11 protein-coding genes are annotated in these 11706 nt (G+C 50.3%); 3 read left to right on the top strand and 8 right to left on the bottom strand.

The annotated features are described in order from the left end of the window. On the bottom strand, positions 1-1201 hold a 1201-nt coding region (locus tag GDA54_06930; protein ID MBC6498030.1), incomplete at its 3' end, for a hypothetical protein. A gap of 165 nt (positions 1202-1366) precedes the next feature. On the opposite strand from GDA54_06930, the gene GDA54_06925 reads away from it, so the two are divergent. Genes GDA54_06925 through GDA54_06915 form a run of 3 tightly spaced genes read left to right on the top strand, consistent with a single transcriptional unit; the run spans position 1367 to position 3748 of the window. Further along, positions 1367-2470: an MFS transporter gene (locus GDA54_06925; GenBank protein MBC6498029.1), complete on the top strand. Its 1104-nt coding sequence runs from the start codon at positions 1367-1369 to the stop codon at positions 2468-2470. Continuing rightward, positions 2467-2994: a DUF3833 domain-containing protein gene (locus GDA54_06920; GenBank protein ID MBC6498028.1), complete on the top strand. Its 528-nt coding sequence runs from the start codon at positions 2467-2469 to the stop codon at positions 2992-2994. Before GDA54_06925 ends, GDA54_06920 begins: the two co-directional genes overlap by 4 nt. Before the next feature lies 1 nt (position 2995). Further along, positions 2996-3748 carry an SDR family NAD(P)-dependent oxidoreductase gene (locus GDA54_06915; GenBank protein ID MBC6498027.1) on the top strand — a complete coding sequence of 251 codons (753 nt, stop codon included), beginning with the start codon at positions 2996-2998 and terminating at the stop codon, positions 3746-3748. Positions 3749-3811: 63 nt separating this feature from the next. Here the strand turns inward: GDA54_06915 and GDA54_06910 are convergent, their stop codons facing one another. The 7 genes from GDA54_06910 to GDA54_06880 form a co-directional block, all read right to left on the bottom strand. Beyond that, the gene (locus tag GDA54_06910) at positions 3812-5272 is read right to left on the bottom strand and encodes a YdiU family protein (GenBank protein ID MBC6498026.1); all 1461 of its coding nucleotides are present in this window, start codon (positions 5270-5272) and stop codon (positions 3812-3814) included. Positions 5273-5295: 23 nt separating this feature from the next. Beyond that, positions 5296-7530 (bottom strand): catalase/peroxidase HPI, encoded by a 2235-nt coding sequence (katG, locus tag GDA54_06905; protein MBC6498025.1) that lies wholly within the window; start codon positions 7528-7530, stop codon positions 5296-5298. Positions 7531-7602: 72 nt separating this feature from the next. After that, on the bottom strand, positions 7603-8406 hold the full coding sequence (locus tag GDA54_06900; GenBank protein ID MBC6498024.1) for a hypothetical protein: 804 nt from the start codon (positions 8404-8406) through the stop codon (positions 7603-7605). 19 nt (positions 8407-8425) lie between these two features. Continuing rightward, a complete protein-coding gene (locus tag GDA54_06895) occupies positions 8426-9178 on the bottom strand; it encodes a site-specific DNA-methyltransferase (protein MBC6498023.1) in 753 nt (250 codons plus the stop codon). 131 nt (positions 9179-9309) lie between these two features. Further along, complete coding sequence (gmk, locus tag GDA54_06890) at positions 9310-9936, bottom strand: guanylate kinase (protein MBC6498022.1); 627 nt, start codon at positions 9934-9936, stop codon at positions 9310-9312. Between the two features lie 23 nt (positions 9937-9959). After that, the gene (gene aspS / locus GDA54_06885) at positions 9960-11270 is read right to left on the bottom strand and encodes an aspartate--tRNA(Asn) ligase (protein MBC6498021.1); all 1311 of its coding nucleotides are present in this window, start codon (positions 11268-11270) and stop codon (positions 9960-9962) included. A 21-nt stretch (positions 11271-11291) separates the two neighbouring features. Next, the coding region (locus GDA54_06880; GenBank protein MBC6498020.1) for a hypothetical protein at positions 11292-11706 on the bottom strand (415 nt) is incomplete at its 5' end.

The following is an 11706-nucleotide window of genomic DNA, read 5'->3' as shown; positions in this document are numbered from 1 at the left end:
CCGCTGTCGTGCACGTAGAGGATGTCTCACACCCTTCACCATCCTGTTGAAGCACGCGAGAAACCGCCTGACACTCAGTCGCATCACGGGGACGCGCCACACATTTGCCCGATGCAAAGCCTTGTGTGCCTGTACAATCCGTTGCCACTTTGGCAACACAGGCGTGACCTACGACCTTATAACCCGCTGTCGTGCACGTAGAGGATGTCTCACACCCTTCTCCATCCTGTTGGAGAACACGAGAAACCGCCTGACACTCAGTCACATCACGAGGACGCGCAACACATTTCCCTGAAGCAAAGCCTTGTTCGCCCGCACAATCCGCCGCCACTTTGGCAATACAGGCGTGACCTACGACTTTATAGCCCGCTGTCGTGCAGGCAGAGGATGTCTCACATCCCTCACCATCCTGTTGGAGGACACGAGAAACCGCCAGACACTCAGCCACATCACGGGGACGCGCAACGCATTTCCCTGAGGCAAAACCTTGTGTGCCTAAACAATCCGTGGCCACTTTGGCAACACACGCATGCCCTACGACCTTATAACCCGCTGTCGTGCACGTAGAGGATGTCTCACACCCTTCACCATCACGCTGTAACACACGAGACGCCCCTTGACACTGGGTGGCATCACGAGGCTGTGCGATACATTGACCTTCAGCAAAGCCATAGGCGCTCTTGCAGTCTGTCGCCATCACCACGAACGCACCCGCAGATAACTCCGTGTCCCGCACACACACAGGAATACGATAGCCACCGACAGTCAAGAGCCCACGAGATGCCGTGCATGTCTCCGCACATCCCAACGAACCATCCCCATAGCGATAGGACGTCACGTAACGGTGATATAGCCCATTCTTGATGACGGAACACCCCCCCTTAGGAAGAGCCGCTAGAAAGACAGACGCACCCGAGGCAGAAACGGCAATAGCCTCATCCGTTATCACCACATTGACGCCAGCCGCCACCGCTGTACCATCAGCATCCTGTGCTTGCTGGCTCAGCACATCCCCATGCCCCGCACCCTGCAAGGTCGTCACCTCCGCTTCGGCATCAAAATTCAACAGCACAGGCTCAAGAGGAACAACAGGGGCAACGCCAGAAGAATCGCCCCCGCCTCCACCACCCCCACATGCCGATAGAATCGACAGGCTGAAAAACGCCCAAAAAGCGACAAAAAGCCTATACCGCTCCACCATCTTATGATACCCTCCTTAAGGGTTTCCACGTCCGCGAGTGATAAGAAACAATACTCGTTATACCACATCGATACCCACGATGCAACGATAAATTAATATTTCATGCACAATACATTACAGATGTGCTCTGTCAAGAGAAGGTCGTCTTTGTTCTCCTATGCTCTCATGGCGTTACCTCTCGCCTTCATAGGTTTCCCCCTCTATGTGCATGTGCCAGTACTCTATGTCTCATATTTCGATATATCCCTGACGTCAGTGGGAAGTGTCTTACTTGCTGTGCGTTTATTTGACGCGATACAAGATCCGTTCATCGGGCATATGAGCGATGACATGCACAGCATACGCAAGAAAATCATCCTCTTAGGCATAGGACTCCTCATGGGAGGATTCTGGATGGTCTTTCATCCTATGGATGACTATCCCCTCCTCTGGCTCGCCATAAGCATGGTGCTGTGCACAACAGGAACGTTATTAGGCGCTCATGAACAGCACAAGGAGGATGTCTTATTCGCTTATCACGTGATGGGGGTCATGTATATTCCCTTGCTGACGCTCGCAGCCGTCAGCCTGTTCTCATGGATGAAAAAAACACGCCTGGGCTCACCTCCTCTTTCCCGAGACACACCCCCATTTTCTACTTTGGTGACCCCATGGACAACGCGTTTTTTCACTCTCTATTTGTGCAACGCATGCGCCAGTGCCATTCCAGCCGTCCTTGTCTTATTCTTTATCAATGACCGATTGCAAGCACCCCATGCCACAGGACTATTCCTGACCCTTTATTTTATGAGTGGCGCTGCTGCTATGCCCATATGGCAGTATGTCGCGAGGCACATCGGAAAGGAGAAAGCATGGGTATCGAGTATGATTCTCGCATGCATGACATTCATATGGGCCTATCGTTTGGGCGCGGGAGACGAAACAGCCTACGCTATGATATGTATTCTCTCTGGTGCTGCCCTCGGCGCAGACCTTGCTCTTCCCCCTTCCATCCTTGCCGACCGCATTGCTGACAAGCAAGAGCATGACGCCGCTTCACGCTATTTTGCTATCACCACCTTTTTATCAAAGGCAGCCCTTGCCCTCGCGACAGGGGTCACACTCCCCCTCCTTGACATATTGGGCTATCAGCCGGGGGTTATCCATGATGAGGCGTCTCTAGACTCCCTCAGTTTTCTCTATGCATTCGTCCCATCTTGCCTTAAATTACTCGTAGCCCTATGGCTCACATATTTCATCCACAACACTCATGTGAGGACAATCCCATGAAAAGAGGAATCATTATGAGCTCATGTGCTTTTCTCAGCGCATGTGCTGGCGGCATCCAAGGGGCTGACTATGCCACGCTACAACCTTCATTCGTCCTAGAGGATTTTTTCCAGGGAAATATCAAGGCATGGGGAATCGTTCAAGATAGAAGCGGACGTGTCGTCACACGCTTCGATGCCGAATTGGTAGGAACATGGGAAGGTAAGAAAGGTGTCCTTCGAGAGGTGTTCCACTATTATGATGGGCCTAAAAAACAATATAGAACATGGCATATCACAAAGCATGATGATATGCGCTATACGGGTGTGGCGGGAGATATTGTTGGCCAAGCACAAGGAACAGCCCATGGCAATGCTATTCATTGGACCTATGTCATGGACGTCCCTGTGGACGAGAGTGTGTATCGTCTTACATTTGATGATTGGATGTGGGCTATGCGAGACGGAGTCGTTATCAATCGCTCTTACCTAAAGAAATTTGGGATAACATTTGCGGAACTCACGCTCTTCATGCAGAAACAATAGGATGGCAGGAGACAACGTATGGATTGTCGGGGCAAGCCATGGCATTGGTAAAGCACTGGCTTTAGAGCTTGCTGGACGAGGACATAGAGTCATTGTCTCAGCGAGGAACGAGGAGGCGTTGCATGCCTTATGTACCACATTAGAAGGCATGAACGCTCAAGAGCCTATGGTGCAACCTGTCGATGTGTGCGACAGAGCCACCATCATACAAGCACGCGACAACATTATGCGCAACGTACGGCACATCCATCGTGTTATTTTCATGGCTGGACTCTATCATCCCATGTCGTTGGATATGTTGGATATTGAGGAGACCGAACGTATTTTGTCTTGCAACCTCTTAGGCGCTTTTTATGTCATCGAGGCTATCCTTCCCCTCATGCTTAAGCAAGGAATGGGACAAATAGCCCTCTGTTCTAGCGTTGCTGGCTATCGGGGTCTCCCGAAAGCACAGCCCTATGGCGCTAGCAAGGCGGGACTCATTAATCTTGCAGAATCGCTCTATGTGGAGCATGGTCGTACCATCGATATCAAACTCATCAATCCGGGCTTCGTGAAAACACGCCTTACCGACAAGAATGACTTTGCCATGCCCATGCGCATAAGCCCTGAACAAGCGGCACACACCATCGCTAACGGCTTAGAATCGACGTCCTTTGAAATCCACTTCCCCAAAACCTTTAGCTATGGCATGAAATTCTTGCGTATCATACCCCATGCACTCTATCGCCGTCTCACCATGGGACGCCTATAATATCTCTCTTGCTCTAGGGCACAGCGTCAACAGCATGCTTTTACGCACACCATCGCAACGGCGTCATGTTCCGCAAAATGTTCGATAAGAACAACTTTGTTGGAAGGGTGGCGGATTTTTATAGGACTCATGAACACCCTTGTCGTCATAGGGATGGGATAGCACGTCCAAAAATTGATGGAAGGGTGTCATGTCATGACGCTCGACGGCGGTGTTCAAGCACTCTTCGACAAGATGGTTACGGGGAATAATGGCGGGATTATAAGTCTTCATATGCTCTTGTGATGCCTGCCACGACGGGCTATGGTGTGCGACACGCGTCTTCCACCGTTGATACCAATGACGGAAAGAATCATTATCATAGGGTGGGGCGTCTGTGTCATGCGTTCTCATAAGAGCGCGAAATGTTGTCGTATAGTCGGCTCTATGCTTGTGCATCCATTGCAAGAGATCTTGTATCAGGGAGCGGTCATCTTTATCCTCTCCAAGCAATCCCAGTTTAGAGCGCATACAGGAAAGCCATGCGCTCTCGAACAGGCGGGGGAAATCCCCTATCACCTCTTCAGCGTGACATGTTGCTCTTTTCTTATCTTCGTCTAACAAAGGCAGAAAAGCCTCAGCGCAACGCGCTATATTCCATTGTGCAATGAAAGGCTGATGGCCGTAGGCATAGCGTCCCGTCCTATCAATGGAACTAAAGACGGTCTTGGGGTCATAATAATCCATAAAGGCACAAGGTCCATAATCGATGGTCTCACCAGAAAGTGCCATATTATCGGTATTCATGACGCCGTGAATAAAGCCCACGCGCAGCCATGAGACAACGAGCTGTATCTGTCGCACCATGATATTGTGTAACAGGTCAAGATAAGGGGTTTTTGACATTCGAAGAGCGGGGTCGTGACGTGCTATCACGTAATCTACAAGTGCTTGTAATCCTTTCTTATCACGGCGCGCGATACAATACTGGAGCGTACCTACCCGCACATGACTTGCCGCAACGCGAGTCAGCACAGCGCCCTGCAAGACCGTTTCTCGATAGACGGGTTCGCCCGTTGCGACAACGGCAAGGCTTCTTGTCGTAGGGACGCCAAGAGCATACATCGCCTCACTCATAAGATACTCTCGGAGCATCGGTGCTAATGCGGCCTTTCCATCACCTTGTCGTGCATAAGGCGTCCTTCCCGACCCCTTGAGCTGAATATCAACACGCGTGCCATCGTCCGTGACGTGCTCTCCTAAGAGATGGGCTCTCCCATCACCGAGATAGGTAAAGTGACCAAATTGGTGGCCTGCGTAGGCTTGAGCGAGAGGGGAAGCGCCATGGGGGATGATGTTGCCAGAAAAGATATGCGCTAGTGTCTCATCATCCACCTTATGCGTCTCCAAGCCCAAGGCATGGGCTAATGCCTCATTAAACATCACGAGGCGAGGTGATGTCACAACAGCGGGGTCGACGCGCGCATATAAATGCGAGGGAAGATTCCCGTAAGTGTCATGGAAATTCCACCCTATGGAACGCATAACGTCCTAAAGCAGACAGGACACTAGGCATAGTTCGGGTCGAGGTCAAAGCGATCAAGCTCCATCACCTTGACCCATGCGGCAACGAAATCATCGATAAATTTCTGTGCCCCATCCTGACATCCATAGACCTCAGCGAGCGCGCGCAATTCGGCATGATGTCCAAAAATAAGGTCAACACGTGTTGCCTTCCACATGGCGCGTCCCGTTTTCCTATGTTTCCCTTCGAATTCTTGCTTTGATGCATCTGTAGGTAGCCACTCCACCGCCATATCCAAGAGATTGACAAAGAAATCATTGGTGAGTGTCTCAGGCTTGTCTGTCAAGACGCCATGAGGCCTATTCATATGATTGGCGCCAAGGACACGTAAACCGCCAACCAACACCGTCATCTCTGGCGCTGTCAATGTCAAGAGCTGTGCCTTGTCCACCAACAATGCTTCAGAAGGCACTGTATAGATTGTCTTAGCATAGTTACGGAAACCATCCGTTTCTGGCTCGAGGGGCTCGAAGGATGATGCATCGGTATGCTCGTCCATCGCATCGACACGGCCGGGACGAAATGGCACATTGATTGTATAGCGTGCGTTGTGTGCGGCTTTCTCGATGGCAGCACAGCCACCAAGCACGATAAGGTCAGCCACAGAGACGTGTTTCTGGGCATTCTTTTTGTTGAATTGGCGTTGAATATCTTGCAAGAGGGACAAGACATGGGCCAGCCTCTTTGGTTCATTGACATCCCAGTTTTTTTGCGGGTCGAGCCGTATGCGCGCCCCATTAGCACCACCGCGCTTATCAGAAGAACGGAAGGTCGAGGCAGATGCCCACGCCGTCGTGACAAGGTCGGCAATGGAGAGCTCGGATTCAAGGATTTCTTTTTTGAGCTGTGCAATATCCTTAGCATCGATGTCGACAGATTGTTGTGAGGGAAGAGGATCTTGCCACAAGAGTCTCTCTTTCGGCACATCCTTTCCAAGATAGCGTATGACAGGCCCCATATCTCTGTGGGTGAGTTTAAACCATGCGCGAGCATAGGCGTCAGCAAACGCCTTGGGGTCTTCATGAAATTTCTTGGCAATCTCGCGATAGGCAGGGTCCTTTATTAAAGAGATGTCTGTCGTCAACATCATCGTCCTTAATTTTTTCTTTGGGTCACCGGCATCAGGAGAAAAATCCTCTTCCTCTTGATCCTTAGGATACCACTGGTAAGCGCCAGCTGGGCTTTTTCCTAATTTCCACTGATAGCCAAAGAGCATATCGAAGAAACTTTTTCCTTGATTCCATGCCGTGGGATGGGTTGTCCATGCGCCTTCTAACCCGCTGGTGATGGTCTCTGTTCCTTTTCCGCTTTTATACGTATTTTTCCACCCAAAGCCCTGTTCTTCGATGGATGATGCGTTAGGGTCTGCACCCACATGCGAGTCGTGAGCAGCGCCATGGCACTTCCCAAAACTATGTCCGCCAGCGATGAGCGCCACTGTCTCCTCGTCATTCATTGCCATACGGGCGAATGTCTCACGTATGTCTTTTGCGGCGTCCAGTGGGTTTGGCTGACCATTGGGTCCCTCTGGATTGACGTAAATCAGCCCCATATGAACGGCGGCGAGAGGCTTCTCAAGGACACGTTCCTCATGATCAGCCTGCCCCTGATAGCGTTCGTCATTGCCCAGCCATTGCTCTTCCGAGCCCCAATAAATGTCTTCTGCTGCCTGCCATACGTCTTCGCGCCCGCCACCAAAGCCGAAGGTCTTAAAACCCATAGAGTCGTGAGCGCAATTACCCGCCAAGATAAAGAGGTCAGCCCATGAGATCTTACGCCCATATTTCTGTTTGATAGGCCAGAGCAGGCGGCGCGCTTTATCGAGATTGGCATTATCGGGCCAGCTATTGGTGGGCGCAAAACGTTGTAGCCCTTGGGAGCTTCCTCCCCGTCCATCGCCAGTCCTGTATGTTCCCGCCACATGCCATGCCATACGTATGAAGAAAGGGCCATAATGTCCATAATCGGCAGGCCACCATTCTTGAGAGTCCGTCATCAAGGCGTGCAGATCCTTTTTGACGGCATCAAGGTCGAGACGTTTGAATTCTTGGATATAGTTAAAATCCTCCCCCATGGGATTGACGAGGGACGAGTGCTGACGCAAAACGCTCAGATTGAGCATGGAGGGCCACCAATCTCTGTTTGTGCGCGCACCGCCCGCCGCCGCGCTATGGGCGTGGCGCGCGCCAGCGATGGGACAGGCATTCTTTCTATTCATGGGCGACTCCCTAAACAATAAGGGTTAAGATAAGCAAAGAGACAAAGCGCATGCAAGCTGAATATCATGCTTTTATCCTGATAATGGTGAAACCCGATAGCGCCCTTTTTTTACCAAATACACGCTATTGTAATCATCCTTATCGGCAAAGTCATACTGCCATATCATATAGTCACGCCCTCTCTTTTCAAAAAAGAGCATAATGACAGGCTTGTGTACGTGTTGCGACCACTGACGATATGGATAATAGAGCTGACGTATGATGGTATTATCCGTTTTGCTGTTCTTCGCTTCTACGAGAACGAGCGTATCGACACCCTCATACCCAGCATCGACTTCTGTCTGAACACTTTGCACCTCTATGAAGAAACGCCCCACACGAAAAGAAAATTGCGGTGTGAATTTCCTACCCCGAATTGACAACACTAAAGAGTCGTCACCAACAAAAGAACGTATGACACTCTGAGCATAGGCAAAATCTAAATGTTGCATTTCCGAGTTGCCGACTTTTGCTGATTCTAACGTAAAACCGAGTTTTCCTCTGTAGAGGTCAGCATCCCCATCTATGGATGGAATATCCATATACCCCTCTCCCTTCACGATCTTGTATATACCATTCTTAACGGGAAGTAAGAACAACCCCCTCTCCTTAAAAACAGATGGTCTGCTATCCCTCGTGTCTTGCTTGCATAAAATGCGCACTTCCTTCTCGCCAGTCTTCTTAAGATGTTGACAAGCACTTTTAATATCCGTTGCTGTTATCGTATAGGGAGACGTATCAAATTGATAATGTACCAGCTTGCAGTAACGAAAAATGGCCTCCCATGCCGTATCCAAACTGCGTCCCTCTCTCTGAGCAGTAGGGGCATTTCCCATGTTTCACCTCCGCCGTATACTAAAAGAGTCTCTCTTCATCGCGCATCTCTTTCATAACATCTGTGAGACGAGGCACAGCGTAGAGCTCCAGATATGATTCGTCACTATCAATACCAATAAATTTCCTATCCGCTTTGACGGACGCCACGCCCGATGTCGCACTACCACAGAAAGGGTCGAGAACAACGCCTTTGAGTGGGCATGAGGCGACCACAATTCTCTCTAACAAAGAGAGAGGCTTCTGCGTTGGATGTTTGCCATACTTCTTTTCATGGGGCAGAGGTGTATTAAGAGCCCACACGCTACGCATTTGCTTACCCTCTCTCTTAAAAAAATCCTGCTCAAAGCGACTCTCTTTCATGGCCTGATAATCAAAGTAATGCTTTGCCGTCTTTGTTTTGCGTGCCCACAGCAACGTCTCATGGCTCGCTGCAAACATACGACACGCCAGATGGGGTGGAGCATTCGGCTTATACCAACAAATTTCATTCAACATATGCCACCCCTGTGACTGCATAATAAAGCCACAACAATAAATTGAGTGATATGTTCCAGAGACCCACAAAGTCCCATTGGACTTCAACACACGATGGCATGCGCTGATCCATCGTTCATGAAATCGTTTATCTTCTTGCCAACCCTTACTCTTGTCCCATGCGCCCTTATTCACACTCACTCTACGTCCCCCATGACACGAGAAACCACCGTTGGACAAACCATAGGGTGGGTCCGCAAAAATCATATCGACAGACTCTGCTGGCAAGGAATCCATAACCAAACAAGCGTCCCCATGATAAAGGCGAACGCCTGTTCTTTCATAATATGGCGTAAATTTCTCTATCGCACGTTGCACTATCGTCAGCCTAAGAGAGACATATCAGTGACTCAACCATAGACAAGGGACTACATCGAGGCAATGAATTCTTTGAGGTTATGGTAGCGTATGCGTTTCTTGCGTTCGGCATTGAGGATTTCGTGTAGCTGCTTGTAGCATGTCTCCACATCGTCATTGAGGACAACATAGTCATAGTGCTCTGCTGTGGCGAGTTGTGAGGAAAAGGCGCTGATACGCCTCTCCATCTCTGTTGTCTTCTCGACGCCCCGCCCTTCAAGACGTCTCTTCAACTCACGCAACGTGGACGGCATCATAAAAATACTCACCATATTATCCTGTAGCGACACACGTAATTGACGCATGCCCTGCCCATCCACATCGAACAGCACGTCTTTGCCTTGCGCCAATAATGCCTCAACAAGACGTCTAGGCGTCCCATAATGATGTCCATAGACTTCTGCCCACTCCAATAAATCCCCTGTATCCCTTTGACGGATAAATTCCCCCTGGCTGACAAAATAATAATCTTGTCCCTCCTCTTCGCCATGCCTCTTGGGACGTGTCGTCAATGATACCGACATCGTCAAGAGCGTATCACGTTCCAATAAGAGGCGAGAGAGCGTTGACTTACCCCCTCCCGATGGCGCTGACAAGACCAACCCCATACCTCGTCTCTTTAATCCATGTGCCATCATCTATGTGCCATCAATAACCCAGCCTAAGGTGAGAGTCTATGCGGCCCTCGATAAAGATACGTCACCTCACGCACATTGCTGGCATTAAGCATAACCATCAGCAAGCGTGTCAAGCCAAGACCAAAACCCCCATGGGGAGGACACCCATACCTAAAAAAATTGAGATAAGAGGTGAGAGGCTCAATGGCAACACCCTTCTCAATGGCTTGGCGTGTGAGGATGTCGAGCCTGTGTTCACGTTGCGCACCCGTTGTGATCTCTATACCCTTCCATAACAAGTCATAGCTCAGTGTGACATCGGGATTGTTTGGGTCACGCATATGATAAAAGGGACGCACAGAGGTGGGATAGTCCGTCACAAAGACGAATTCATGGCCATGCGTATCACGTATATAGTCGCTCAACAGACGCTCCCCCTGTGGATCTAAATCCGCCTTATGCCCTATGACATGTCCCTTTTTTTCAAGGACGTCACGAGCTTGGGCAAGAGTCAGACGCGGGAAAGGACGTTGCGGAATCACGACCTCACTGGCACAAACATCTTTGATGGTATCACCATGGGCTTGCTTGACGGCTTGTAAGAAAAAAACAATCCACTCTTCCTCCATCGCCATCACATCCTTATAGCTCTCTATCCACGAGAGCTCTACATCCACAGAGGTAAATTCCGTGTCATGCCGTGACGTAAAAGAAGGATTGGCGCGAAAGACAGGCCCAATCTCAAAGACTTTGTCGAAACCCGCCGCCATCGCCATTTGTTTATAGAATTGAGGCGATTGAGCAAGATAGGCTGTTTTATCATTAAAGTAAGAGAGTTCGAAAAGTTCCGCTCCCGACTCGCTTGCCGTCCCCATGAGTTTTGGTGAATGAAGTTCAATGAATCCGTTTTGCGCCCAATAGGCGCGCATCGCATGCTCCATCGTTGTTTGCACCCGAAAGGTCAACGCATTCTTTGGATGACGCAAACTGACATGTCGCCAATCCATCTGTTTCTCAAGGACGGAGTCATCGGCAATGGGAAGAGGCGTCTCAGCCATCCCCTGCACAAAGAGACTTTTTGCATGAATCTCTACCCCGCCCAACGTCACCTGAGACGCCTTGATGACAGAGCCTCGCACCGTCACGGCAGATTCTGGCGTGAGGGCGCTTATCTCTTGCGTCATAGAGGACTCTTTATCCTCCTTGCCATGAACAATTTGCGCCTTTCCCGTATGGTCGCGCACGATGACGAATTGGACGTTCTTCTGGTCACGAACGGAGTCCACAAAGCCATGAATGACAACCTCAGAGCCTACCTGAGACGGGAGGCGCGCTATAAGAGTTCGTTCTTCCATCAGGAAAGATGAGAACGCCCCCTAGAAAGCGCCACGTATGCTCATGATGGCAAAGAGCTCGTCTGGGCGACGAACGCTATGCTGGGGATTGAGGATATAATCCACCATCGTGCGCATACGCACCCGCTCAGAGAGCATAGCGTCATAGCCAAACCCAAGCTCAAGGGTGCGGCCTGACGGGCGCACATCAAAACGCTGGAGCAAGACGCCACGACGATGACGCAAACTGACATCCAATGTGCCACCCTCAACACGCATGGGTTGCCCCACACGCAACAACACGGCATCATCCTCAGCCCACGCATTGCGGCGCACAAAACCAACATCAAAGGAGGATGTCACCACATCTAAACCCTGAAGCCTGCCAATGGTGCGCGTGAGGCGCGTGCGTCCCACATAACCACTGGCAAGGGCATACCAATCTGGCGCAAACTCA

It is taken from the genome of Alphaproteobacteria bacterium GM7ARS4, from assembly GCA_014332745.1.
GTDB lineage: Bacteria > Pseudomonadota > Alphaproteobacteria > GM7ARS4 > GM7ARS4 > GM7ARS4.
This window is presented reverse-complemented; position numbering and strand designations above follow the sequence as displayed.

What these genes read in the sequence shown, in the direction of transcription:
- GDA54_06925 (MBC6498029.1), top strand. Translation starts at nt 1,367, where the DNA reads ATGGCGTTACCTCTCGCCTTCATAGGTTTCCCCCTCTATGTGCATGTG.
- GDA54_06895 (MBC6498023.1), bottom strand. Translation starts at nt 9,178, where the DNA reads ATGGATTCCTTGCCAGCAGAGTCTGTCGATATGATTTTTGCGGACCCA.
- GDA54_06915 (MBC6498027.1), top strand. Translation starts at nt 2,996, where the DNA reads ATGGCAGGAGACAACGTATGGATTGTCGGGGCAAGCCATGGCATTGGT.
- GDA54_06920 (MBC6498028.1), top strand. Translation starts at nt 2,467, where the DNA reads ATGAAAAGAGGAATCATTATGAGCTCATGTGCTTTTCTCAGCGCATGT.
- GDA54_06910 (MBC6498026.1), bottom strand. Translation starts at nt 5,272, where the DNA reads ATGCGTTCCATAGGGTGGAATTTCCATGACACTTACGGGAATCTTCCC.
- gmk (MBC6498022.1), bottom strand. Translation starts at nt 9,936, where the DNA reads ATGATGGCACATGGATTAAAGAGACGAGGTATGGGGTTGGTCTTGTCA.
- aspS (MBC6498021.1), bottom strand. Translation starts at nt 11,270, where the DNA reads ATGGAAGAACGAACTCTTATAGCGCGCCTCCCGTCTCAGGTAGGCTCT.
- GDA54_06900 (MBC6498024.1), bottom strand. Translation starts at nt 8,406, where the DNA reads ATGGGAAATGCCCCTACTGCTCAGAGAGAGGGACGCAGTTTGGATACG.
- katG (MBC6498025.1), bottom strand. Translation starts at nt 7,530, where the DNA reads ATGAATAGAAAGAATGCCTGTCCCATCGCTGGCGCGCGCCACGCCCAT.